The organism is Yimella sp. cx-51, from assembly GCF_017654605.1.
Classification (GTDB): domain Bacteria; phylum Actinomycetota; class Actinomycetes; order Actinomycetales; family Dermatophilaceae; genus Yimella.
In genome coordinates this window covers 351,560-375,541 of sequence record NZ_CP072113.1, presented here as the reverse complement: position 1 = coordinate 375,541, position 23,982 = coordinate 351,560, and the positions used below count along the sequence as shown (strand labels likewise).

The window sequence follows — 23,982 nt, the reverse complement described above, 5'->3', positions numbered from 1 at the left end:
ACCCTGTTCGCATGAGACACGGGCGCGCGAGGACGCAGAGTCGCCGGTCGTGATTTCGAGCGGTCAGCCATGGGTCCTCCCGGCATTCGATGTCCTCTCCATGATCTTTCTTGCCGGGCGTGACCGCCAGAGGCACGACCTGACCTTCGGGGAGGTATGACTACCTCTACAAAGAGTCGACGCCAGTTCGAGTCCCTCGCCGACGCCGCCGAGCGCACCGGCCTCAGCATCCGAACGCTCCGCCGCAGGATCGCAGCCGGGCAGCTTCCCGCGTACCGCAGTGGACCCCGCGTTCTGCGCGTCGATCCCACAGATGTGGATCGCCTCATGGTGCTCGTTCCAACCGCGTAGCGGGTGTGGACGGTCGCGCAAGTCGGACTACGGCGCGTCCTTCCGCCCCGATAAGGCGCGCCGATCTGCGACTTCCGAAGCTGACCGGTCTCGCGTTTCGCCGCAATACGCTCAATATCGATCGCGACTGATCATGTCGCGGGATCACTGTCGGCCCTCTCAGGCATGCTGGCCGAGTGGAAATCACAACGGACGACATGCACCCGCGATCCTCCTTCGCGGATGCTCGTGCTCACCTAGCCCGAGCTCAGTCCCGCCGCTCTCGCATCAACGCCCTCTGGAACTCAACGCGCGCTGATCAGCCGTTCTCGGCGTGGGTCGACTCTCCCGAGCCTCTTGTCCGTGAATTGTGGTGTTCCTTCGAGCCTTCCTACTCCCTGCAACGAGCGGCGGATGAAGCGATGGCGGCATTCCTCCGCGACATCAAGGGCGCGCTAGACGCCTGCGTACACGCTGCGGCAAACGCTGTCTGCCGCACGATCGGGTTCGTCGAGCCCGAAATCCACCAAATGCCGCTAGTCCGCAGTCCGTCGGAGTTCGATTCACTTCCCAGGCAGGGACAGCTAAGGGGTTTGCGTCCTGACCAGATCCGTGCCATCCGGCTTCTACAGCCGTTCACCGAGCGCCTAGATGCCAAGCCCACGCGGAGGATCGCTCGGAATATGGCACATCTGGCAGCCGGGCTCGAGGCGCTGGATGCTTGGGAAGCCGCCCACAGGCAGCCTCAGTTGTTCACAGCATGGGCCTCCAAAGCCGATGCCATGCCCGTGCTTCCAGACGGTGTACGCGTCGAGGAGACCGAGATCGACCCGGCAGGTCCTCTTCATCGGCCCAAGCGGTTGGCGAGGTTCACACTCGACAAAGACTCGGCCGGGGCGTCGTTCGCCGGCAACCCCAACGTTTCGTTCGACGTCATCTTGAACGCCGGCCCGTGGCCCGACGACCCGGACGACAACTTCTCCCACCGTTCGCATGGACTGATTGTGATTGCGCGGCACCTGATCGACGGACTGGAGAGGTCCGTCAGCGACCCCTACCGCGCAGACCTTCTTCGCGCGCTCGACGAAGGGACGCCGACGGAGAAAGCCAACACGTGGCTACCGGTGAACTTCAGCAGTTCCGACGAAGAAGCCGACGCCAGGACTGCTATCGCTGACTCCGACAGGAGCATGGCCACCTACGTCAACGGCGACGGCACGCTGGTGTATATGCGCCTTTCACCGGACGGGTTTGTCATAGGGCGCGAGATTGCTGCCGCGCAGGACCTGCTTGACGCCAGCCAGGACGGAACGATCGTCGAAGAAGCCGTTCGAGCCGCTGCCGGCGGGTGGGGTCTACGCGATCTCGTACTCCAGCCGAAAGTCTTCACGAAGGGGAGCGGAGTTCGCGAGCTCGGTGACGGGACGATCCTTGCGGGTCCACGCGGGATTAGCCTCCAGGTCAAGGCCCGGGGCGTCACCGCAGATACCCCGGAAAAGGCGGCGAAATGGATGATCAAGAATGCAGCCCGCGGCCTGCGACAAGCACGGGGGACAATAAGGAGCGCATTGCTGAACCCCACCGTCGAGTTGACGAACCTGCGAGGGCGCACGGTCACGATCCGCGGGAAATCCGTTGCCTGGATCCCCGTCGTTGTGATCGACCACCCCAACCCGCCACCGACGGGCGTTATCCCGGCGTCTGATGGCAAGGGTCCCAGCGTGGTACTGACGCGCCGCGACTGGGAGTTCCTGTGGAACCAGCTCCGTTCCGCAACTGCAATCGTCGACTACATCCACCGCGTTGGCGATGAAGAAGAGCCACTGGAACTCGGTGCAGAGAGCAACCGGTACCTCGACCTTGCCGAGAAGGACGCAGAGTCCGCTCCGGTGAAGTTGCCGGCCTGGATCCCGGAGATCGGCGCTCAGTCCATGAACATGCCCGTCCTCCCGGGTGACCCTGCAGGGTCTTCCGACCCCTTCGGACACGCGATCTTCCAGCGGATTCTTGAGGACATCGCCGACACCGACTTCACCGGCAACGAGAGAGACCGCATCACGCTTCTCTCCCACATCGATCGCGTTCCCGTCGGAGCACGCGCCGAGCTAGGCAGGCTCCTGCTGAGACGGCTGGTTCTATGTGCCGAGGCAGCACCCGATAGTCACCGGGTTGAACATCGGATCATGTACCTTGACCAGAGCTCCCTCCAGCTGACATTCACTACCATGTCGCAACTGACCGACTACCACCAGGAGCTCTACCGGTCCTGGCTGCTGCTTCGTCGCCAGGACTTTCTCAAGAAGTCAGGCGCCTTGGGTCCGGTCTATCCTTGGACGGTCGGCGTTCTGCTCACACCTCGCCCCGACGGTCCACGGCCGTGGGACACGACGCTGATCGCCACGAACGGACCACCCGCTTACGATGCAGATGAATACGCCCACCTCACACAGGTGTTCAAGCCAAACGTCTGACGATGCAGTCTCACAAAGTGCGCCTCACCCCGCGCCTGCGTGCGCGGTGCACGCCTTGTCGCGCAACCAACTGGGTCAACCGGCGGTTCCCCAGTCACGAACCCAAAGCCGTCGTTCCTGCGTCATTTCGCCTATGCGCAGCCCGCCTCAACACAACCCGGTCAATTGGCTCAATACCCAGCCAGCTCAGACAGCTTCTTCGCGATCTCGGCGTCCCGCCCTCGCGCCGCATGCTGATAGCGATCGGCTGCGCCCGCACTGAGGTGGCCCAGGCGGTCTTGAGTCTCTTTGCCCGTGGCACCCGCCCGCACTGCGAGCACCGCGCCGCTGTGCCGGAGGTCGTGGACCCGCATAGTGGGTCGGCCCACGGCGTTGCGCGCCTTGATCCAGTGCCGCCGAACAGTGTTCGAGCCCACCTGACGACTCGGATCCTTCATCGCGTGGAACAGCAGCCCGTCTGGGCCAGGCGCCGCGAACTTCTCGATATGCACAGCGACGAGCTCGACCATGTGCGGCGGCATCGTCACACTCCGTCCAAGGCCGTTCTTCGGTGGCCCGACGACCGGCTCCCCACCGTCCCAGACGACTGCGCGACGCACGTGAATTACGCCGCTCACCAGGTCGATGTCCCTCCGCCGCAACTCGGACATCTCGCCAAACCGAAGCCCACACCATGCGCCGATGAGGACGAACGCGTGGTACCGCTGCGGCATCTCGGCCATCAGCGCCTTGATCTCCTCCGGCGTCGCAGGGTCGATCGTGATCTGCCGCTTCGTGACGCTGGCACTTCGGATGTTGCATGGGTTCCGGCTGATGATTTCGTCGCGCACCGCCTCGTTGAGGATCGCGCGAAGCAACGAATACACGTGCGCGCGCTGCGTTGGATGGTTCGGGTCAAGACCGCTGTACCAACTGCGCACGACAGCAGGAGTGATGTCACGCAGCGACATGTCCCCGAACTCCGGCAGCAGGAAGCGATCGAGCTGCCGGCGATAGAGCGCCCGGGTGCGGGTCTTGATGTCACGCTGCTCCAGCCACGTCTCGGCGTACGGCGCGAACGCTTCGATGGCGCGCACAACCTTCGCGCGCCGTGACTTCGTCGGGGTCCACTCGTCGTTCTGGATAAGCCGCCGCTCCGCAGCGAGCCATCCCTCTGCGTCGGACTTCGCCTGGAAGGTCGACGGTGCGCGGTGAAAGCCCTGATCCGGACCCATGTAGTAGGCCTGGTAGCGCCCGTTGGCACGCTTCCGGATCGTCCCGAAGTCTCGCTTCGCCCGCGTCATGACATGCCGTTCGCGGACACATCTGGACATAATCCGGGCATAATTTGCGTGTCGTCGTGTCCTCTTGTGCCCTTGACTCTCACGCGTTAGAGTCTACAACGCCGCAGGTCAGACGCCTACGGTGCAGATCAGAGCCAAGCGTAAATCTGGCGAGTGAACAGTTCAAATCCTGTCACCCCGACATCGTGGAAAACCGGCTCTGACCTGCGGGAAACGCGGTCAGGGCCGGTTTTTCTATTCTTGCTCGCCATCCCATGCCTTGCTCTCCGATCCATCTCTTGCGTGCTATAGCAAGCAAGGCGTGCTTCGGGCAGCAAGGCAGTGATGGCGCGCAAGAATCACCAGGGATGATCCTCCAGTTGCTCCACCGACTGACACGTCAGACGCGTGGAAGGTCTCGGTACTCATCGAGGCGTTCCACGCGATCTGGCGTCGGATGGTCGTCCGGCACCCGCAGCACGCGCTCCGGGTCGGCGAGGGTGACCTGACTGCCGTCCTCGCGCACGCGTCGCAGTCCTTCGGCGAGCATGACGCCGGCCACGCGGTCGATCGATGAGACCCGCCGCAGATCGAGCACGAGTCGCTCGAGATCGGTGTCGTCCTCGGCGATCTCCCGCAACACCAACTCCGCGCCGCTGAACCGCAGATCGCCCTGCAAGCTGAGAATGCGCACGATGCGCCCGCTCGGTGTTCGCAGTCGACGATCACGCCGCAGGGCCGACCTCGACTCGTCCAGCCCCTCCATGATGTGTAGGCCCATGTCGCGAGAAATCCTGCGACACAACGTGATTCCACGAACACTGTTGCCGTGGTCGTCCAGCCGTGGCGAGAAGGTGGCCAGCCCGACCTGCCCTGAGCGAACGCCGAGAATGCCGCCACTGACGCCGCTCTTGGCCGGGAACCCGCAGTTGGTCATCCAGTCACCCGCAGCGTCGTACATGCCGCAGGTCATCATCACGCTCAGCACCTGACGCACCACGTCGACATCGACCACGCGCTCGCCGGTGCACGGCTGCACTCCCCCGTTGGCCAAGGTTGCCGCCATCCTGGCGAGATCGGGTGTGGTGACCCGCAGCGAACACTGCCGGATGTAGCCCCGGACGACATCCGTCGGGTCGCCGTCGATCACCTCGTACGAGCGCAACATGTTGGCGATCGCGGTATTGCGGTAGGCGTCCGCCAGCTCTGAGGCGTAGACCTCCTCGTCCACCTCGAGTTGGCGACCAGCAAAGGCAGACAGGCCCGCTCGCACCTTCTCGAAGCGCTCGTCCGGGTCACAGTCGAGTCCACCGATCAGTGCGTGGCAGGTCAGTGCGCCGGCGTTGATCATCGGGTTGAGCGGCCGCCCTGAGCCCTCCTCCAGCGACAGCTCGTTGAACGCCTCACCGCTGGGCTCCACCCCGATCCGCTCCAGGACGGCGTCCACCCCGTGCTCCTGCAACGCCAGGGCATACACGAACGCTTTGGAGATCGACTGGATCGTGAAGCAGTTGTCGGCGTCTCCGGCGGAGTAGACGGTGCCGTCCGTCGTGCACAGCGCCACAGCCAGTTGGTCAGGATCGACCCCGGCCAGTTCGGGGATGTAATCGGCGAGCGCGCCGCTGGTGTCGTCGGAACAGGAGCGCAGAATCTCCTCGAGGTAATCGGGCACCGGTGTCTTCACAGGTTCCACCGTAGAGGGCGGGATCAGGCGTCCGACCCTTCCGCGCCCTCGTACCAGCACGATCTGCGACGTCCCGAATCCTGCTCCGCTGCGCCGGACGCTGCACTCGCTCGCCATCCTGAAGACGCTCTCATCAGCGCTTCATGGCAGGTTCACAGAGACTCCCTACGGTCTGTGACTGTCGGCACCGACTGGCGGAGCCGAAGGCATTTCACCATGGAGGAACCATGCGTTTTGTCCCTGCAACAGTGGCAGCCGTTGTCGCCACCGCGGTCTGGCCGTGGCGACAGCTCCCGAAGCCAAAGCCGAGGAATACACCTGCCGCACCTCGATCGGCGCGATCAACCTCGACAACGTGAAGGTGCCGGACGGCGCCACCTGCACCCTGACCGGCACCCGGATCAAGGGCAACATCGACATCGGCACCAACTCGACGGTCGTCGTCCGCAGCGCGACCGTCGGTGGCAGCATCCAGTCGCAGGGGCACACCCGCGTCCAGGTGCTCGACAGCCGCGTCGAAGGCAGCATCCAGTTGGAGAGCGGCGGCGCGGCCGACCTGCGCCGCAACGTCGTCAAGCCAGTCAGCCGGCCGCGACGCAAGCGCGGCGTTTACAGCAAGATCTGCGGCGGCTATTCACCGATGCGGCGGTTGCAGCTACCGCGTGTGTTAACAAGTGCCGCGTTTGCGGATCGGGCGAGCGTCGCTGGCGCGGGTCAGTCGTCCTTTCGGTTCGTGGCCCAGAGCGCCCAGGCGACGAGCAGCGGCTGGAAGGCCAACCGGACAGCGCGCTTGGTGTCGGTGTCGAGACCGAAGGCGTCCTTCTGCTCAAGGAACTGGGAGATGTTGCCGGGGAAGACGCCGATGAAGAAGAGGGCCACGACGCGTCCGACGGTCCGCTGTCGCCAACCACTGATCAGCGCGATGCCCTGCACGATCTCGACCACACCCGAGACGAGGACGACGGCGTCCTTGTCGGCAGGAAACCAGTCGGGCACCTGCGCCTGGAAGTCCTGGCGAGCGAAGGTCAGGTGGGCGGTGCCGGCGAATGCCAGCATCGAACCGAGGGCGAGACGAGCGATCGTGCGAGGTGCTGACATGGCTGACTCCGAACAACGGCGGGTAGTCATTCGAACCTAACGGCTGCGAGCGGCGGCGGCGCTGAATCGTCCTGCCGGACCAGGCCAGCCGCCAGCACAAACGCGGCAGTTCCAGCAAGATCTGCGGCAGCTCTTTGCAAACGCGGCGGTTGCAGCTACCGCACCTGTCAACAAAGGCCGCGTTTGCACTGGGACGCGCGAGCCCGCCACCGGACGCGGCTACCAACCGCGCACGCGGACGAGCGGGCAAGACATGACTACCGGGCAGCCTCGGCGGACGCTCCCACGCGCCGCGTCCACTGGTAGAGCAGCCCCACCAACACCGCGAACGCGATCAGACCCAGCCACTGAGCTGTGCCGGCGAAGCCGTCACCGACCAGGCCCAGCGGTGATTCCTCACCGGTGGCCGCGACGACGCCGGCGAAGAGGACGCCGAAGAGGCTCTCGCCGACGATGAGTCCGGTGGCGAGCAGGATGCCGAAGCGCTTGGCGCGTTCGGGGTCGCGAGAACGGCCGGCCCACCGGTCGTAGAACATGCCGAGCAGGGCGCCGATCGGAATCATCAGGGTGAGCGCGATCGGAAGGTACATGCCCATCCCGACGGCCAGCGGCGGCAGGCTGAAGCGGGTAATGCGGCTGATGATCTCGTCGACGGCGATCACCCCGGCACCGATGAGTGCGCCGATGCCGATCAGGCCCCAGTCGAGCGAGCCGCCGAAGACTCCCTTGGCGAGCGAGGAGATGAGCGCCGCCTGGGGTGCGGCGAGCGCGTCCGGCCCGGCCCCGGGCGCACCGGCGAAACCGAATCCGGTCTTCATCAACTGCAGCACGGGCGGAATGACCAGCGATCCGAAGATGACGCCGATGACCAGCGCCACCTGCTGCTTCCACGGGGTGGCCCCGACCAACTGGCCGGTCTTGAGGTCTTGCAGGTTGTCGTTGGAGATCGTCGCGACACCGAAGACGACGGCGGAGGTGAACAAGGTATACGCCACAAGCGCCGTGGTCTGCGAAGCGTCCCCGCCGTGGGTGGCCTTGATGAGCAGCGCTGCGGCCAGCACCACCAGGATGCCGACGCCGGAGATCGGTGAGTTGGAGGCGCCGATGAGACCGGCCATGTAACCGCACACCGACGCGACGACCAGGCCGATGAGCAGCACGAAGAGCACGCTCACCGCGATCAGACCACCGACGTGGTCGGCGATCACGGTGTCCTGCACGAAGCCCCAGAGCAGGACGCCGATCGGCACCATCGACGCAAGAATCACTCCGCCGACGACAGTGATCGGCATGTCGCGCTCGGTGAGCGGCACCTCCTGCCCACTGCGGCGGGCACCGGCCGAGCTGATGGCGTCCTTGATGCCCTTGATGATCGGACCGATGATCTTCAGCAGGGTCCAGACGGCGGCCACCGCGATCGCACCGGCACCGATGAAGCGGACGTCCTGGGAGAAGACCGTGCCGACGGCATCGGTGATGTCACCGGTGCGGGGCACTTCACCCGAGGAGAGCGTGGGCAGCAGCACGCCGTAGGAGATGAGCAGTCCGACGATCATCGCCACGCCCACCGACATTCCCACGAGGTGACCCACCCCGATCAGCGCGAGCGACAGGCTTGAGCCGACCATCGTGCCGCCGGAGCCCACCCGGAAGGTCTTCTCCAGGGTGTTGCCGATCACCTTGAAGGCCGCCAGCAGGGAGAAACCGGCTGCCGAGAGCGCACCGACGACGATGACGCGCAGGCCGCGCTTGTTCTCCTGCGCGCCCTCGCTGCTGTCACCGACCTTCAGCACCTCGGCCGCGGCGACGCCTTCGGGATAGGGCAGATCAGAACCGGTGACCAGCGCCCGCCGCAGCGGGATCGAATACATCACGCCGAGGATTCCGCCGACCGCGCAGACGGCGGCGGTGGTCCAGTACGGGAAGCCGCTCCACCAGCCGATCATCACCAGGCCGGGCAGCACGAAGATGATCGCCGACAACGTGCCCGCTGCCGACGCGATCGTCTGCACGATGTTGTTCTCGATGATCGAGTGATCGGCGAAGTAACGCAGCACCGCCATCGAGATGACCGCCGCAGGGATGGACGTCGCGAAGGTCAGCCCGACCTTCAGGCCGAGGTAGACATTCGCCGCGGTGAAGACCAGCGTGATGAGACCGCCGATGACGACGCCACGAAGAGTGAGTTCGCGGACGGCGGCACCGGTCGATGACTTCGATTCCGAAGATTGTTCCACCGCACCACGATGCCACAGCATCGCTTCACGATGAATTCCGGTCAGGGATGTTCGGCCTTCTCCGGCGCTTCGACCGACCGCGACACCCTGCGGTGCAGCAACTCGATGAGCACCATCCCGGTCACCGCGAGCGCGATACCGATCGCCATCGATCGGGTGTTGGACGGGTCGAGCAGCAACTGCTCCTGGGTGAAGGGCAGCAGGAACAACGGCACGTACGTGAGGAGGCAGAGCGCGACGAGCGCGAGGCGCCAACGGTTGAGCGGCCGGGCCACGAGCACCAGCACCCACCACGACGCACCAATCATCGCCACCAGGCAGGCAGTGGCTGCTTGCTGATGCGCTGCCGACATCGACGAGGCGCCAGCGCCCACGGAGGCGCCGCTGGCACCATCGGGACGCACCAGCAGGTAGCAGGCGAGAGTCACCGCAGCAACTACCAGACCCGAGGGCACCGCGAGTCGCAACACCCGTCGGACGAATCCGTCGCGCGCCCGGTCGTGGTTGGGCGCGAGCGAGAGCACGAAGGACGGCACGCCGATGGTGAACCACGCCGCGATGGTGGTGTGGATCGGCTGGAAGGGATACGACACCTCGGGCGTGTGCAGCGCCTGCGCGCTCAGGCCGAGCAGGCCCACCAGCAAGGCGAGGGTGACCGCGTAGATCGTCTTGGTGAGGTAGAGATGGGCGACGCGCTCAATGTTGCCGATGACGCGTCGACCTTCGGCCACGACATAGGGTAGCGTGGCGAACTTGTTGTTGAGCAGGACGATCTGCGACACCGCGCGGGCCGCCGAACTGCCGCTGCCCATCGCCACACCGACGTCCGCCTGCTTCAGCGCGAGCACGTCGTTGACGCCGTCACCGGTCATCGCCACGACGTGGCCCTTGGCCTGCAGCGCGTCGACCATCGCCTTCTTCTGGTCGGGGCGCACCCGACCGAAGACGACACCCTTCTCCACGGCCTCGATGAACTCCGGCCCACCCTCGGGCAGCGTGCGTGCATCGACCGCGGTCTGCGGGGAGCCGATGCCCAGCGATGCCGCCACAGCTCCGACGCTGACCGCGTTGTCGCCAGAGATCACCTTCACCTGGACGCCTTGACGGTGGAAGTACTCGATGGTGGCGCGGGCGTCCGGTCGCACTCGTTGCTCGAAGATGAGCAGCGCCTGCGCAGTGACCACGCCGGGAGCTCCTGCTGCGTTGACCGCCCGGTCGGAGGTGGCGACCAGCAACACGCGAGCGCCTTGCGATCCGGCCTCTTGAGCCTGCTCGGCGACCGGCGATTCGGGGTCGAGCAGGATGTCGGGCGCGCCGAGCAGCCAGTTGCCGTTGCCCTCGAACGAGACGCCCGACCACTTCTTGGCCGAGCTGAACGGCGCGACCGCCGTCACCGTCCAGCCGGGGTTGCCCGGATGGGCTTCGTGGATCGCCTGGACGGTCGCGTCCGGATGCGGGTCTGCGGCCCCGAGTGCGGCCAGCGCGTCGGCGACCGGCTCCTGCCCCACCTGGTCGACACGGTCAAGGGTGAGACCGAGCTCGGTGAGGGTGCCGGTCTTGTCGGTGCAGACGACGTCGACCCGGGCCAAGCCTTCGATGGCCGGCAGCTCGTTGACGAGGCATTGCCGGCGTCCGAGTCGGATGACACCGACGGCGAACGCGACAGAGGTGAGCAGCACCAGCCCTTCGGGCACCATCGGCACCAGCGCGGCGACCATGCCCAGCAGTCCGCGCTGCCAATCCTGCTTGGCGAGCAGCAACTGGTTGACGATCGTCAGGATGCCCGCGGGAATCAGCAGGTAGGTGATGACCTTCAGGATCTGGTCGATGCCCGCCCGTAGCTGCGACTTCGCCAGGCTGAAAGCGCCCGCTTCTGCGGCGAGCTTGGCGGCGTACGAATCGGCGCCCACCTTGGTGACATGCATCGATCCGGAACCGGCGATCACAAAGCTGCCCGATCGCAGGGTGTCGCCCGGGTGCTTCGCGACGGCATCCGCCTCACCGGTCAGCAGTGACTCGTCGACGCTGAGTTCGACTGCAGCAGCTACCTGCCCGTCGACCACGATCTGATCACCTGGCGCGAGTTCGACCAGGTCGTCGACCACGATCTGATTGGTCGGGATCCTCGTGGTGGCGCCGTCACGCACCACCTCGACGGTCGCCTGACCGACGATCGTGAGCTTCTCCAGCGTCCGTTTCGCCCGAAGTTCCTGGGCGATACCGATGCCGCTGTTGATGACGATGAGCAGACCGAACAGCCCGTTGCGGTAGGAGCCGGTGACCAGCACCAGCGCGAAGAGCACCGCGAGAATGGCGTTGATACGGGTGAAGATGTTGACCCGCAGGATGTCGGCGACCGAACGTGAGTTCTGGTCCTGTGACTCGTTGACCTCCCCGCGCGCTACCCGTTCCTGCACCTGGGCACTGGTCAGGCCCGCCGCCATCTGCGTCGTCGTCACGCGGTCATCCTCTCCCACAACCTTGATCACGGTCTGGACGTCCGGAGTAAAGGCCGGGTTGGGCTCAGTCACATGAGTCCTCGGCCACAATGGCGCCATGTCGTCCGAGCCCTTGCCGCACCCGGTCACGGGTGAGCCTTTCGCGTCCCCGGTGCCGCCCGGTCGCGGCTGGCCAGGCGACGTCGCCACTGCGCGCACACCGATCGCGTGCCATGCCGAGCAGGTGGCTGCACTGGCCCAATCGTCGCCCCGACAAACACAATTGGACGCCCGCATCTCGGTCTGCCGGGCCTGCCCGCGACTGGTGGAATGGCGCGAGGATGTCGCCGAGACCAAGCGGTCTTCCTTTGCTGCGCAACCGTATTGGGGACGTCCGGTGCCAGGCTTCGGCGATCCGAAAGCCCGGGTGCTCGTGGTCGGGCTCGCCCCGGCGGCCAACGGCGCCAATCGCACCGGCCGCATGTTCACCGGCGACCGGTCGGGCGACTGGCTCTACGCCGCCTTCCAACGTGCCGGTTACGCCAGTCAGGCGGCGTCCGAGCACGCCGGCGACGGACTCGAACTGCTCGACCTACGGATCGTCTCGGCCGTGCGTTGCGCCCCTCCGGACAACAAACCCACTACCGTCGAGCGCATCACCTGCGCCCCGTGGCTCGATCGCGACCTGCAACTGGCGCAGCCGCACCTGCACTCGATCTTCGCCCTCGGGTCGTTCGCCTGGGACGCCACCCTGGCTGCCGCGCGCCGGCTCGGCTGGGAGGTGCCGCGACCGCAGCCGAAGTTCGGCCATGCCGCAACTACTTTGCTGCGCAACGGAACTCGCGAGGTGAAGCTGGTGGGCAGCTACCACGTCAGCCAGCAGAACACCTTCACCGGCAAGCTCACCGAACCCATGCTGGACGCCGCCATTGCCGAGTTGCGGGTGGACGACTCCGACGCGGGCTGACCTGACGCACGGCAATCAGCAGGCCCAGGAGCCCACGGGCTCCTCCCCGATCGATGCATCCGACAGACGAGATGACGCCGGTCGCGGTGCAAGAATCGTCACCACCCCCGAGACCAGAAAGGCGATGATGCGCGAGATCCACGAACTCCTGCGGCAGATCGCGCTGGTCTCTGACCAACACGTCAACACGGTCGCGCGCAACCTCGGCGTACCCGCAACGAATGTGCACGCCATCGGCGTCCTGCGCAATGAGCCCGAGGGCGTCAGCTCCACCGAGCTCAGCCGCGCCCTCGGCCTCTCCCCTCCGGCGACCACCGCGCTGGTGAATCGGTTGGTTGCCTCGGGCCATGCCGAGCGCTCCACCTCACCGGTGGACGCCAGGCGGGTGCTGATCCGCGCAACGCCAACTGCGTTGCAGCACAGCAATTCTCAGTTCGAACAGGTGAATACGGCACTTGATGCGGTATTGGCCGATCATGACCCCGAGCAGGTCGAGGCGTTCACCCGGATGCTGACCGAGATCCACGACGCATTCATGGCGGCAGGAGGGTCACGTCCGACATCCTGATTGTTTCTATGATGGAATAATCAGGAATCGACAGGTCGAGCCCTGGGAGTGACGAATGACCGATCCGGCGCGTACAGACGCCGAAGCCGTTGATCACGCCCTCGCCCGCCTGCTGCGTGAGGGTCGCGCACGCACCGAGACCGTCAACCCTGACCACACCGTGTTGTGGGACGCGCTGGGGGACGCCGCTGCTGGCGGCAAGCGCTTTCGCCCGATCCTCGTCCTCCAAGCTCATGACGCCTTCGGTGGCGCACGCACCGACCAGGCTGTGCAGGTAGGCGCGGCAATCGAGCTGCTGCACACCGCATTCGTGATCCATGACGACGTAATCGACGGCGACGACATCCGCCGCGGACGACCCAACGTCAGCGGCGCCTTCCGCACCTGGGCGGGCGCCCAGGGCGCCGATGACGAAGGCGCGGCCACGTTGTCCATCACCGCCGGCATCCTGGTGGGCGATCTGGCCCTCTCGGCCGCAGTGCGAGCCGTCGCCACCACCGATCTGCCGGGTGATCTGCTGCTGACCCTGCTCGACCACTTCGACGAGGCACTGCACACCACCGCCGCAGGCGAGTACGCCGACGTCCGGCTCTCGCTGCATCTGGGCTCGGGCTCGATGGCCGAGAGCCTGCGCATGGCGCAACAGAAGACGAGCGCCTACTCCTTCTCGCTACCGCTCAAGGCCGGCGCGCTGCTGGCCGGGGCCGACCAGGAGACGGTGCGTCGCTGCGGCGCGCTCGGACGCAGCCTGGGCACGGCCTTCCAACTCGTCGACGATCTCGCTGGTGTCTTCGGCGATCCTGCCCTGACCCGCAAGAGCGCCACCTGCGACCTACGCACCAGCAAGCAGACACCGTTGCTGGTGCACGCCCGCAACACCCAGCAGTGGCCGCAGATCGAGCACTACCTCGGTCGCGACCTGGACGATGCCGAACTCGCCCGAGCACGGCACCTGCTCACCATCAGCGGCTCGCGCCAATTCGTGGAGGACACCGTGCATCGCGAACTCGCCCTGGCGGCGTCGGAGATCGAGCTTCTCGGCTTGCCGAGCGCTCTGCCCACGCCGGTGACCGAGGGTCTTTCGTTGCTGGTGGACGGGGCAGCAGCTTGAGCGCGGCACCCGAAAACCTTTACGCCTCAGTGGCTTCGGCCAGCGCCTCGCTGGTCATCCGCAACTACTCCACCTCCTTCGGACTCGCGTCGCGGCTGCTGGCCAAGCCGGTGCGCATCCATGTCGCCCACGCCTACGCGTTGGTGCGGATCGCCGACGAGATCGTCGACAATCCCGATCCTGGTGTGCCAGTGGATGCCCGGGATCGCATGCTCACCTGGCTGCAGGACGACGTCACCCACGCCCTGCTCACCGGATACAGCTCGAACCTCGTGGTGCACGCCTTCGCCCTCACCGCCCGCGAATGCGGCATCGGGCACGAACTGATCGACCCGTTCTTCGAGTCGATGCGCATGGACCTTCACCGCACCACCCACACCCCCGAGACCTTCGACCGTTATGTCTACGGTTCGGCCGAAGTGGTCGGGCTGATGTGTCTGCGCACGTTCATCGCCGCCGAGCAGCTCGATCAGGTGAAGGACTACGAACGTCTCGCCCCCGGAGCGCAACGCCTGGGTGCCGCGTTCCAGAAGATCAACTTCATCCGCGACCTGGCCGATGACAAGGACCTGCTGCACCGCTCGTACTTCCCCGGTCTCGACCCCGACAACTTCCAGGACGCCGACCGCGACCGCATCCTCGACGACATCGATGCCGATCTGGCAGCGGCCAACGCGGTGATCCCCGGGCTCCCGGGCAGCAGCCGTCCGGCCGTGCGAGCCGCCCACGACACCTTCGCCGAACTGGCCGCTCGACTGCGTGCCACCCCGGCCGAGCAGATCCGCCGCCAGCGCGTGCGGGTGCCCAACCCGGTGAAGCTCCGAATCGCCGCCAGCTCTCGTTATAAGGACCGCCGATGAACACCGAATACGCAGCCCCCGACGAGCAGCAGTCGGTGGTGGTGATCGGCGGCGGCATCGCGGGCCTGGCGACGGCTGCTCTACTGGCCTCTCGTGGGTTCAGCGTCGACCTGTTGGAGAAGAACGATGAGCTCGGTGGGCGGGTCGGCAGCTACGAACGCGACGGCTTCCGCTTCGACACCGGCGCCTCGTGGTGGCTCATGCCGGAGGTCTTCGAGCACTTCTTCGAACTGCTCGGCACCACCGTCGAGGCCGAACTCGACCTGGTGACCCTCGACCCGAGCTATCGCGTCTTCTTCCAGGACGCCGACGAAGCCGTGGACGTCCGACCCGACGTCGCGCACAACACCGAACTCTTCGAGACGATCGAGCCGGGCGCCGGACGCAAGCTGGGCGCCTATCTGGAGTCGGCCCAGGACACCTACGACATGGCGTTGCGGCGCTTCCTCTACAGCAACTTCGACTCCACGGCCTCGTTTCTCGGACTCGACGTGCTGCGCCGCAGCCCGAAGCTGGGTCTGCTGCTCACGCGGTCACTCGGGAGCCACATCGCCGCCCGGTTCAAGGACGTGCGGCTGCGCCAGATCCTGGGCTATCCCGCGGTTTTCCTGGGCTCCTCCCCCGATCGGGCGCCGAGCATGTACCACCTGATGAGCCGTCTCGATCTCGGCGATCAGGTGCTCTACCCGCTCGGCGGCTTCACCCGGCTGATCGAAGCGGTGGAGCGGCTCGCGGTGCAGCACGGCGTGCGGGTGCACACCGGCGCGCAGGTGACCGCCATCCGCACCGAGGGCAAACCGCCTCAGGCGCGCGGAGTCGACTACCTGCGAGACGGCGCAGCGCAGCAGATCGACGCCGACATCGTGGTGGCCGCCACCGACCTGCACCACGTCGAAACCACCTTGCTGCCGGCTTCCGAACAGTCGCACCCGGAGAAGTCGTGGGAGCGTCGCGACCCGGGCTTCGGTGCCGTCCTCGCGCTACTCGGAGTCTCCGGACGCGTGCCCGAACTGCCGCACCACTCGTTGTTCTTCACCACCGACTGGAAGCGCAACTTCGAGCAGATCTTCGGCAAGGACGCGCAGGTGCCCGATCCTGCGTCCATCTACGTCTGCACCCCGTCACGCACTGATTCCAGCGTCGCTCCTGAGGGCGACGAGAACCTCTTCGTCCTCATCCCCGTGCCGTCCGACGTGGAGATCGGGCACGGCGGGGACGACGGCGCAGGTTCACCGATCATCGAACGGGCCGTCGATGCCGCGATCGACCAGATCGCCGCGTGGGCGGACGTACCCGATCTGCGTGAGCGCATCGCCGTGCGCCGCACCATCGGACCAGCCGATTTCGCCGACGACTTCAACGCGTGGCAGGGCAGCGCGCTCGGATTGGAGCACACGCTGCGTCAGAGCGCCTTCCTGCGGCCCTCCAACGTCTCGTCCAAGGTCGAGGGTCTGTACTACGCGGGGTCGAGCACTGTGCCGGGCGTCGGTCTGCCGATGTGCCTGATCAGCGCCGAACTGGTGCTGAAACGATTGATCGGTGACAACTCCTCCACTCCGCTCGATTCGGCGAGCACACTGAGCGCCGGATGACCTGGGAAAACCTCTCGTACGCAGCGATGTTGGGCTTCTGCCTGGCCGCGACGCTGCCGTTGATCGCACTCTTCAAACTCGATCTGCCCAAGCAGTGGCGCCGGGTGTTGCTGAGCATCCTGATCGCGGGCACGCCGTTCCTGGTCTGGGATCTCATCGTCACCCACGCCGGGCACTGGTGGTTCGACGACGACCAGACCCTCCCGTGGCGCATCCTCGACCTGCCGCTGGAGGAGATCTCCTTCTTCATCGTGATCCCGCTGGTCACGATCATCACGCTCGAGGGCGTGCGATCGGTGCTGCGCCGAAAAGGCGCGTCCGATGAGGTGACCCGATGAGCTACACCGCTCTTGCCGCGATCGGCGTCGTGGTGGTGCTGGTCCTCGACCTCTGGGTGGCACGCACCCGCGTCATCACCACCGCCGTCTGGTGGATCTCCTACGCGATCATCGTCTTCTTCCAGGTGCTGACCAACGGCTGGCTGACCGGTCGCCGCATCGTCAACTACAACCCCGACGTGATCATCGGCAGCGAGAAGGTGACGATGTTCGGCGACGGCCGCATCGGCTACGCGCCGGTCGAGGACCTCGCGTTCGGATTCGGTCTGGTGCTGCTCACCTGCGTGGTCTGGACCTGGCTCGGACGTCGCGACCAGGCGCAGCGATGAACGTGCAGGAGCGCTTGGAGTCGTTGTCCCCCACCGATATCGGGGTCGACGGGCCGACCGCCGCCGACATGGCCAAGGTCTTCCGGTCGGTGCGACGAGACCCGCTCACCTTCCTCTCCCGCGTGACCCGGCAGTACGGCGACACCGTCGCTTTCCCGGTCCCGGGCAGTCCGGCCGTGCTTTTCAACGACCCGCAGGATGTGCGGCAGATCCTGCAGACCTCGGCCCGCAACTGGAGCAAGCAGACCGTCCAGTACGCCGCGCTGGCACGAGTGACCGGCCCGGGGTTGCTCGCCTCGGCCGAGCCCAACTGGATCGAACATCGCCGCCTCGCCGCACCGGCGTTCCACCACCACCGCCTCGCCGCGGTGGGCGAGCAGGTGCGTGATGCGGCGCGTGACTGCTTCGGCGAAACACTCGGTCCGCGCAGCGACGGCGACATCGTCGACTTCAGTGACCTGATGCACCGGGTCGCCCTCGACGCCGTGGGCCGCGCGTTGTTCTCGACCGACCTGTCGTCCCGCACCGACGACCTGCTGGACGCCACCAGCGCAGCCGCCGAACTCATCGTCCGGGTAGGCCGCTCGGTCGTGCCGAGTGCGCAGTGGACCCCGACGCGCACCAACCTGCGCCTGCGCCGCACACGCCGCACGATGGGCTCGATCTGCGCCGATCTCATCTCCGCCCGCCGTGCACGCAGCTCGGACGGACAGCACGGCGACGACCTGCTGGGGCTCCTGCTCGACGGCGGCCTGAGCGATCAGGAGATCACCGACGAGCTCATCACCATGGTGATCGCCGGCCACGAGACGGTCGCTGCAGCCCTGAGCTGGACCCTCATGCTGCTGGCCGAGCACCCGCAGATGCAGCAAGAACTGCGCAGCGAACTCACCGGGCACCACAACCCTTCGATGCTGACCGGGCGCGACCAACTGCCCTGGACCCACGCCGTCATCGACGAGACGCTGCGGCTCTACCCGCCGGCCTGGGCGTTGTCGCGCCGCTCCCGGGGGGAGGAGGTCGTCGGAGGAAGCATCACCCTGCCGGCCGGGACACTGGCGATCATCAGCCCATGGATCCTGCACCGGCGCCGCTCCGACTGGCCCGACGCCGAGACCTTCCGCCCCGAACGCTTCCTTGGCACCACTCCGCCGCGGCAGGGATACATCCCCTTCGGGCAAGGGCCTCGCCTGTGCATCGGCCGGGAGTTCGCGATCGGCGAAATGGTCGTGGTGCTCGCCGAACTACTGCGCGATCACCGCATCTCATTGCCGGACGGTTGGCGCAGGCCCGCCCACCAGACCCGCGTCGCGGTGCACCCGTCGGGCGGAATGCCGTTGCGAGTAGACCCGATTCGCAGTGCTTGATCTGATCGCCGCGTTCTTCGTGGTGGTGGGCCTGATCGCCGGCTGGCTGCTGCTGCGCGACTTCCGCACCCTGCCCGCAGGCGAGGCAACTGGCGTCCGACCCAGCATCGCCGCGATCATCCCTGCTCGGAACGAAGCCCGTTCGCTGCCCGTGCTGCTCGGTTCGTTGGCGGAGCAGACGGTCGAGCATTCAGTGATCGTGGTCGACGACGAGTCGGACGACGACACCGCGCACATCGCGGCGTCCGCCGGCGCCCAGGTGCTCGCGGCGAGCGGCCGACCCTCCGGCTGGACCGGCAAGGCCTGGGCCTGCGAGGGCGGTGCTTCGGCGTCCCCCAGCGAGGTCGTGGTCTTCCTGGACGCCGACACCCGCCTCGCACCGGAAGCTCTCGCCGGACTCGTCGAACTCCTGGAGCAACACGGTGGCCTGGTGTCGGTGCAGCCTTATCACCGGGTGCAGCGTGCACACGAGCAGTTCTCGGCCTACTTCAATGCGCTGTCGGTGATGGCGTCTGCCGTGTTCACCGGTCGGCCGTCGAATGAGGCGATGGCTTTCGGTCCGTGCCTCATCAGCAGCCGGGACGACTACGAGCGGGCCGGTCGGCACGAGGGCGTCAGGAGCGACATCCTCGACGACGTCGCGCTTGCCCGTAACTATCAGCGAGCCGGCCTGCCGGTCACTTGCGTCGCTGGCGGCGACCAGCTCTCGATGCGCAGTTACCCGGACGGTTTCGGGCAGCTGGCCTCCGGCTGGATCAAGAACATGGCCTCCGGAGCAGGCGCCACCCATCCGCTGGCCGGGTTGGCCGCCGTCCTGTGGATCTGCGCCCACCACATCGTGCTCGTCGGCACGATCGCCACCCTGCTTGCTCCGACCACGTGGGGCTTGCTGGGTTGGGGTGCGGCATGGCTGCTCGTGGCCGCCCAGCTGCGCAGCATTCTGGCTCGTCTGGGCTCCTTCTCCTGGTGGACATGGGGGCTCTTCCCGGTGCCGCTGATGGTCTTCGACCTGCTTTTCGCCCGATCTGCGCTCGACACGGTGCTGCGTCGCAGTGTTCGCTGGAGGGGCCGCACGGTTGATCTTCGGGAGGGTTCGCCATGAGGACGCGTCTGGTCACCTGGCCACACGGTCGCACCATCGCGCTCGACATCGCCGCCTGGGGCGTCTTCCACGCCGCCACCGGATACGCCGTGCACCGCCTCGACGAACGATCACTGAACCGAGACCTGTGGCTGCTGCGTCCACGCACCTTCGAGGACGAAGGCCGTTGGTACCGGAAGCAATTGCGGATCCACCGGTGGAAAGACCGGCTGCCCGAGGCGGGCGCCCTCTTCGCCGGTGGCGTCAGCAAACGGCAGCTGCCCTCCCGCGACCTGGACGGGCTGCGACTGATGGCCCGCGAGACCCGCCGGGCCGAACTCGGCCACTGGGCTGCGATGGGTTGCAGCCCGTTGTTCGTGCTCTGGAACCCGCCATTGGCGTCCGCACTGCTCATCTCCTACGGAGTCGCGATCAACCTGCCGTTCATCGCCGTCCAGCGGTACAACCGCGGGCGACTCACCCTGCTGATCGACCGCCGATCCCGCGCGCAGGCCACCACACCCCGAAGAATCGAAGGACCACACCATGACCACAACTGAGCTCGTCGTTCTGTTGGACGAGCAGGCCAACCCGATCGGCACCGCGGCCAAGAGCGAGGTGCACCACAGCCAGACGCCGCTGCACCTGGCCTTCTCCTGCTACGTGCTCGACCCCGCCGGACGTCTGCTGGTCACCCAGCGAGCGCTGCACAAGAAGACCTGGCCGGGCAGCTGGACCAACACCTGCTGCGGCCACCCGGCGCCGCAGGAGACCGTCGAGGAGGCCGTGCGGCGCCGCGTCCGGCAGGAGCTCGGCATCGAACTGGAAGACCTGCGCGCGGTGCTCCCGCAATTCCGCTATCGCGCGGTGATGGCCGACGGAACGGTCGAGAACGAGGTGTGCCCCGTCTTCGTGGCGCGCTGCGCCGACCCGACCAGCGTCAACGCCGACCCGGACGAGGTGGCTGCCTACGAGTGGCAGGACTGGACGCAGTTCCGCGACGAAGTGCTCGCCGGGCAGCGCGAGGTGAGCCCGTGGTGCCAGCTGCAGGTGCGGGAACTACCGGCGCAAATCGACTAGCTCCACTGCCTCGTCGACGCGGGTCCGGGCGCGAGCTCCAGAGATGGGAGTGCACCGCCGAAGATCGTGGACTGTCAGTGGGGTGATGGACGATGCACGAATGAACCACAATGTGAAACAGCCTCAGATGGGTGCCACCGCCTCGGATCCTCCGACGTCGACCTGGCCACGGTGATCGCGGTGACGTACACGCACCCGTCATCACCCCAGGAAGCGAAGCGGTGAGGCCGGCGTGAGCGAGTGGGTTACTCCCGCACTGGCATTCCTTGGCGCGCTGGTGGGTGCTGGAGTCCCGGCCTGGGTCGCGGTCCGGGGCCAACGGCAAGCGGCGCGCAGTGAATGGCGCGAACGGTTCGACCGCGCCCTGGAGAACCTCACCAGTAATGAGGTGGCTAAGCAGTTGATCGGGGACGAGTTGCTGGCCGACCTCATCAACTCTGATCTGGGTAGTGAGGGAGATCGTGACTTGGCTCGGCGGATCGGCCGGTTGAGCCTGCGGCAAGCCGTGACCGGTTTAAGCGTGGATTCTGCGACTGGTTCGAGCGACAATGGAGAAGACGACCACGATCTGGAGGGCGAACAATGAGCCTCACGACTGACCGGGCACAAAACAGTGTTCCGACGTCCAAGATCCGGTTGGCCCGCGCCCTGGTTCGCGATGCCGAACGCCGCGGCGAGCAAGAAGACTCGTGGGTTGAGCGCCTCGCGCGTCGCCCGCTCCCCGAAGACCAGGACGCGCGCCCAGCACGGGCTCCCCGGCGCTGACCGGGGAATCTTCCCTCGCAGTGGCCGCGCCGGGACGCGACGCCTCAGATCGGGTCGAGGATGCGGCGCAGGAAGTCCTGGGTGCGCTGATGCTTCGGCGCCGCGATGACCTCCTGCGGCGGGCCCTGCTCGACGATCAGACCATCGTCGATGAAGAGCACCTGATCGGCCACCTGCTGGGCGAAACGCACCTCGTGAGTGACGATCACCATCGTCCAGCCCTCGGTGGCGAGGTCTCGGATGACCCGCAGCACCTCGCCGACCAGTTCGGGGTCGAGCGCCGAGGTGGGCTCGTCGAAGAGCACCAGCTTCGGCTTGAGGGCCAGCGCACGCGCGATGCCGACGCGCTGCTGCTGACCGCCGGAGAGTTGGTAGGGGAACTTGTCGATGTGCGCAGACAGGCCCACCTTGTCGAGCAGCTCCCGAGCCTGCGCGTCCGCATCGGCAGCAGCGACGCCTTGGACGACCACCGGCCCCTCGGTGACATTGCGCAGCGCGGTCATGTTGGGGAACAGGTTGTGCGACTGGAAGACCATGCCGCTCTGCGCCCCGAGCTCGGCCACCGCTGCGCGTTGTTCCTTGGGCAGCCGTCCCCACCGCGACGCGGAGACATCAGAGAAATCGACCGACGCGTCCGCAACGCTCACCACTCCGGAGTCGGGTAGTTCGAGCCCGTTGAGCGAGCGCAGCAACGTGGTCTTGCCCGAACCAGAGGGTCCGAGAATCACCGTGACGGTGCCCTCGTCCGCGGTGAACGAGACGTCCTGCAGCACGGTGTTGCCACCGAAGGACTTCCTCAGATGCTCGACCTCGACGATGCGACTCATGCCACGAACCTGCTCACTCGCTTCTCGATACGGCCTTGGAAGAAGGTCATCACGACCACGATCAGCCAGTAGTAGAGCGCGGCCAGACCGTAGAGCGCGAAGAACTTGAACGACGGCGCGGCGGCGATCTGCGCCTGCCGGAACATCTCGGTCACCAGGATCGCCGACGCGAGCGACGTGCTCTTCAACAGATCGATCAAGGTGTTGGACAGCGGCGGCACCGCGATGCGCGCGGCCTGCGGGATGACCACGCGGCGCAACGAGGTGGCGTGGTTCATGCCGATCGTCCGCGCGGCCTCCCATTGGCCCTTGGGCACCGACAGGATCGACGACCGGATGATCTCTGCGCCGTAGCCGGCCATGTTGAGCGAGAAGCCCATGATGGCGGCCGGCCAGGGCGAGATCTTCCAGCCGATCTCGTTGAGGCCGAAGTAGATCAGCAGCAACAGCACGAAGACCGGGACGCCGCGGAAGACGGAGATGAACAGCCGCGCGGGCCAGGCGAGCATCGGGTTGGTCGACAACCGGGCGAGGGCGACACCGAGGGAGATGAGCAACCCGAGGACGAAGCTGATCAACGTCAGCGGGATCGTCACCTTGATCGCCGCCCAGGCCAGCGGCCAGGCGTTGTCCTTGATCATCTGCCAGCTGGTGACCGGCTTGACGTCGGCCTTGAAGTACTTGTCGTACAGCTGCTGACTGACCCCTTCGGCCTTGAGCTGGGCGATGCCCTGGTTGAGCTGGGTCATGTAACCCGAGCCCTTGCGCGCCGCCAGCACCGACTCCGACTTGTCGTCGGTGTAGGCGACGATCTTCACGCCGGGGTCGCTCTGGCTGGCCATGAAGTTCTTGACGGCTAGTTCGTCGTTGACCACAACGTCCACGCTGCCCTGGCGAAGGTTCTGGATCGCTTTGTCCAGGCTGTCGACGCCGACGATGGTGGCACCGTTCTTGGCGGCGACCTCCCGCCAGTTGCTGGTCAGCGACTGGCCGGCCCGCTTGCCCTTGATGTCGGACAGCTTGTTGATCGTGGTGTTGTTTTTGCCCACCAGCACCACGCCGGTGGTGGTGATGTACGGCTCGGAGAGGTCGTACAACTGCTCACGTTCAGGATTTTTGGTGACCTGGTTGGCGACCACGTCGATCTTGCCCGAGCTCAGCGCGGCGAACATCGAATCCCAGGGCACCTCGACGAACTCCATCTTCACCCCGAGCTTGTTGCCCAGAGCGCGCATGAACTCCACGTCGTACCCGGTGAGCTTGCCGCCCTCGTGGTAACTGAACGGCGGGTAGACACCCTCGGTGCCGACCTTCAGCACCGCTGGCAGCGCGGCCTTCGCCGCCGGCGCCGGGACCGTTGCCGAAGCGCCTGCACCTCCGAGTCCGAATGCGGTGAGCGTGATCAGCAGCGCGCCGAGCGCAGCAATGACACGCGTGGTGATGGGACGCATGACGAACAGTTATACGCCGATCACGGGTTACCGGCGAATTCTGTGCATGCCCCGGCGTCCGCAGCAGTGCACATCGCCCCGTAAAATGGTGTTCTCCCCCACCTGACAGCCACCAGACGGAAGGAA

21 protein-coding genes are annotated in these 23,982 nt (G+C 66.2%); 14 read left to right on the top strand and 7 right to left on the bottom strand.

Going from position 1 to position 23,982, the window contains the following annotated elements; translation table 11 throughout:
* Positions 1 to 156: 156 nt before the first annotated feature.
* Both J5M86_RS01795 and J5M86_RS01790 read left to right on the top strand, forming a co-directional pair.
* Positions 157 to 351, top strand: coding sequence for a helix-turn-helix domain-containing protein (locus J5M86_RS01795; RefSeq protein ID WP_188059781.1), 195 nt, complete (start codon positions 157 to 159; stop codon positions 349 to 351).
* A gap of 401 nt (positions 352 to 752) precedes the next feature.
* Positions 753 to 2,801 (top strand): hypothetical protein, encoded by a 2,049-nt coding sequence (locus tag J5M86_RS01790; RefSeq protein ID WP_188059782.1) that lies wholly within the window; start codon positions 753 to 755, stop codon positions 2,799 to 2,801.
* Positions 2,802 to 2,971: 170 nt separating this feature from the next.
* On the opposite strand, the gene J5M86_RS01785 is transcribed toward J5M86_RS01790, so the two are convergent.
* The 5 genes from J5M86_RS01785 to J5M86_RS01765 form a co-directional block, all read right to left on the bottom strand.
* Positions 2,972 to 3,877 carry a site-specific integrase gene (locus J5M86_RS01785; RefSeq protein ID WP_244328422.1) on the bottom strand — a complete coding sequence of 302 codons (906 nt, stop codon included), beginning with the start codon at positions 3,875 to 3,877 and terminating at the stop codon, positions 2,972 to 2,974.
* 586 nt (positions 3,878 to 4,463) lie between these two features.
* On the bottom strand, positions 4,464 to 5,747 hold the full coding sequence (locus J5M86_RS01780; protein ID WP_188059784.1) for a glutaminase: 1,284 nt from the start codon (positions 5,745 to 5,747) through the stop codon (positions 4,464 to 4,466).
* 714 nt (positions 5,748 to 6,461) lie between these two features.
* Positions 6,462 to 6,845, bottom strand: a complete 384-nt coding sequence (locus J5M86_RS01775) for a DoxX family membrane protein (protein WP_188059785.1) — start codon at positions 6,843 to 6,845, stop codon at positions 6,462 to 6,464.
* Between the two features lie 257 nt (positions 6,846 to 7,102).
* Positions 7,103 to 9,082: an OPT family oligopeptide transporter gene (locus tag J5M86_RS01770; protein WP_244328421.1), complete on the bottom strand. Its 1,980-nt coding sequence runs from the start codon at positions 9,080 to 9,082 to the stop codon at positions 7,103 to 7,105.
* A gap of 41 nt (positions 9,083 to 9,123) precedes the next feature.
* Positions 9,124 to 11,613 carry an HAD-IC family P-type ATPase gene (locus tag J5M86_RS01765; protein ID WP_244328420.1) on the bottom strand — a complete coding sequence of 830 codons (2,490 nt, stop codon included), beginning with the start codon at positions 11,611 to 11,613 and terminating at the stop codon, positions 9,124 to 9,126.
* A 25-nt stretch (positions 11,614 to 11,638) separates the two neighbouring features.
* Between J5M86_RS01765 and J5M86_RS01760 the strand changes: the two genes are divergently transcribed.
* The 12 genes from J5M86_RS01760 (at position 11,639) to J5M86_RS01705 (ending at position 21,399) form a co-directional block, all read left to right on the top strand.
* On the top strand, positions 11,639 to 12,487 hold the full coding sequence (locus J5M86_RS01760; RefSeq protein ID WP_188059787.1) for a uracil-DNA glycosylase: 849 nt from the start codon (positions 11,639 to 11,641) through the stop codon (positions 12,485 to 12,487).
* A 127-nt stretch (positions 12,488 to 12,614) separates the two neighbouring features.
* The gene (locus J5M86_RS01755; RefSeq protein WP_208965080.1) at positions 12,615 to 13,055 is read left to right on the top strand and encodes a MarR family winged helix-turn-helix transcriptional regulator; all 441 of its coding nucleotides are present in this window, start codon (positions 12,615 to 12,617) and stop codon (positions 13,053 to 13,055) included.
* A gap of 55 nt (positions 13,056 to 13,110) precedes the next feature.
* Positions 13,111 to 14,166 carry a polyprenyl synthetase family protein gene (locus tag J5M86_RS01750; protein ID WP_188059789.1) on the top strand — a complete coding sequence of 352 codons (1,056 nt, stop codon included), beginning with the start codon at positions 13,111 to 13,113 and terminating at the stop codon, positions 14,164 to 14,166.
* A gap of 29 nt (positions 14,167 to 14,195) precedes the next feature.
* Positions 14,196 to 15,026 (top strand): squalene/phytoene synthase family protein, encoded by an 831-nt coding sequence (locus J5M86_RS01745; RefSeq protein WP_244328419.1) that lies wholly within the window; start codon positions 14,196 to 14,198, stop codon positions 15,024 to 15,026.
* Positions 15,023 to 16,618, top strand: a complete 1,596-nt coding sequence (gene crtI, locus J5M86_RS01740) for a phytoene desaturase family protein (RefSeq protein ID WP_188059791.1) — start codon at positions 15,023 to 15,025, stop codon at positions 16,616 to 16,618. Before J5M86_RS01745 ends, crtI begins: the two co-directional genes overlap by 4 nt.
* Positions 16,615 to 16,956, top strand: coding sequence for a lycopene cyclase domain-containing protein (locus tag J5M86_RS01735; RefSeq protein ID WP_188059792.1), 342 nt, complete (start codon positions 16,615 to 16,617; stop codon positions 16,954 to 16,956). Before crtI ends, J5M86_RS01735 begins: the two co-directional genes overlap by 4 nt.
* Entirely contained in the window at positions 16,953 to 17,285 is a 333-nt protein-coding gene (locus J5M86_RS01730) for a lycopene cyclase domain-containing protein (RefSeq protein ID WP_188059793.1), read from the top strand. The genes J5M86_RS01735 and J5M86_RS01730 overlap by 4 nt, the downstream gene beginning before the upstream one ends.
* A complete protein-coding gene (locus tag J5M86_RS01725; RefSeq protein WP_188059794.1) occupies positions 17,282 to 18,652 on the top strand; it encodes a cytochrome P450 in 1,371 nt (456 codons plus the stop codon). The genes J5M86_RS01730 and J5M86_RS01725 overlap by 4 nt, the downstream gene beginning before the upstream one ends.
* Positions 18,645 to 19,754: a glycosyltransferase family 2 protein gene (locus J5M86_RS01720; protein ID WP_188059795.1), complete on the top strand. Its 1,110-nt coding sequence runs from the start codon at positions 18,645 to 18,647 to the stop codon at positions 19,752 to 19,754. The genes J5M86_RS01725 and J5M86_RS01720 overlap by 8 nt, the downstream gene beginning before the upstream one ends.
* Positions 19,751 to 20,293, top strand: a complete 543-nt coding sequence (locus J5M86_RS01715; RefSeq protein WP_188059796.1) for a hypothetical protein — start codon at positions 19,751 to 19,753, stop codon at positions 20,291 to 20,293. The genes J5M86_RS01720 and J5M86_RS01715 overlap by 4 nt, the downstream gene beginning before the upstream one ends.
* Positions 20,280 to 20,813, top strand: coding sequence for an isopentenyl-diphosphate Delta-isomerase (gene idi, locus J5M86_RS01710; RefSeq protein ID WP_188059797.1), 534 nt, complete (start codon positions 20,280 to 20,282; stop codon positions 20,811 to 20,813). The genes J5M86_RS01715 and idi overlap by 14 nt, the downstream gene beginning before the upstream one ends.
* Before the next feature lie 232 nt (positions 20,814 to 21,045).
* Positions 21,046 to 21,399 (top strand): hypothetical protein, encoded by a 354-nt coding sequence (locus J5M86_RS01705; RefSeq protein WP_188059798.1) that lies wholly within the window; start codon positions 21,046 to 21,048, stop codon positions 21,397 to 21,399.
* A gap of 223 nt (positions 21,400 to 21,622) precedes the next feature.
* Here the strand turns inward: J5M86_RS01705 and J5M86_RS01700 are convergent, their stop codons facing one another.
* Both J5M86_RS01700 and J5M86_RS15710 read right to left on the bottom strand, forming a co-directional pair.
* Complete coding sequence (locus tag J5M86_RS01700; protein WP_223158385.1) at positions 21,623 to 22,405, bottom strand: amino acid ABC transporter ATP-binding protein; 783 nt, start codon at positions 22,403 to 22,405, stop codon at positions 21,623 to 21,625.
* On the bottom strand, positions 22,402 to 23,856 hold the full coding sequence (locus tag J5M86_RS15710; RefSeq protein ID WP_188059799.1) for an ABC transporter substrate-binding protein/permease: 1,455 nt from the start codon (positions 23,854 to 23,856) through the stop codon (positions 22,402 to 22,404). Before J5M86_RS15710 ends, J5M86_RS01700 begins: the two co-directional genes overlap by 4 nt.
* Positions 23,857 to 23,982: the final 126 nt, after the last annotated feature.

What these genes read in the sequence shown, in the direction of transcription:
- crtI (WP_188059791.1), top strand. Translation starts at nt 15,023, where the DNA reads ATGAACACCGAATACGCAGCCCCCGACGAGCAGCAGTCGGTGGTGGTG.
- J5M86_RS01795 (WP_188059781.1), top strand. Translation starts at nt 157, where the DNA reads ATGACTACCTCTACAAAGAGTCGACGCCAGTTCGAGTCCCTCGCCGAC.
- J5M86_RS01715 (WP_188059796.1), top strand. Translation starts at nt 19,751, where the DNA reads ATGAGGACGCGTCTGGTCACCTGGCCACACGGTCGCACCATCGCGCTC.
- J5M86_RS01750 (WP_188059789.1), top strand. Translation starts at nt 13,111, where the DNA reads ATGACCGATCCGGCGCGTACAGACGCCGAAGCCGTTGATCACGCCCTC.
- J5M86_RS01700 (WP_223158385.1), bottom strand. Translation starts at nt 22,405, where the DNA reads ATGAGTCGCATCGTCGAGGTCGAGCATCTGAGGAAGTCCTTCGGTGGC.
- J5M86_RS01730 (WP_188059793.1), top strand. Translation starts at nt 16,953, where the DNA reads ATGAGCTACACCGCTCTTGCCGCGATCGGCGTCGTGGTGGTGCTGGTC.
- J5M86_RS01790 (WP_188059782.1), top strand. Translation starts at nt 753, where the DNA reads ATGGCGGCATTCCTCCGCGACATCAAGGGCGCGCTAGACGCCTGCGTA.
- J5M86_RS15710 (WP_188059799.1), bottom strand. Translation starts at nt 23,856, where the DNA reads ATGCGTCCCATCACCACGCGTGTCATTGCTGCGCTCGGCGCGCTGCTG.
- J5M86_RS01735 (WP_188059792.1), top strand. Translation starts at nt 16,615, where the DNA reads ATGACCTGGGAAAACCTCTCGTACGCAGCGATGTTGGGCTTCTGCCTG.
- J5M86_RS01760 (WP_188059787.1), top strand. Translation starts at nt 11,639, where the DNA reads ATGTCGTCCGAGCCCTTGCCGCACCCGGTCACGGGTGAGCCTTTCGCG.
- idi (WP_188059797.1), top strand. Translation starts at nt 20,280, where the DNA reads ATGACCACAACTGAGCTCGTCGTTCTGTTGGACGAGCAGGCCAACCCG.
- J5M86_RS01725 (WP_188059794.1), top strand. Translation starts at nt 17,282, where the DNA reads ATGAACGTGCAGGAGCGCTTGGAGTCGTTGTCCCCCACCGATATCGGG.
- J5M86_RS01775 (WP_188059785.1), bottom strand. Translation starts at nt 6,845, where the DNA reads ATGTCAGCACCTCGCACGATCGCTCGTCTCGCCCTCGGTTCGATGCTG.
- J5M86_RS01755 (WP_208965080.1), top strand. Translation starts at nt 12,615, where the DNA reads ATGCGCGAGATCCACGAACTCCTGCGGCAGATCGCGCTGGTCTCTGAC.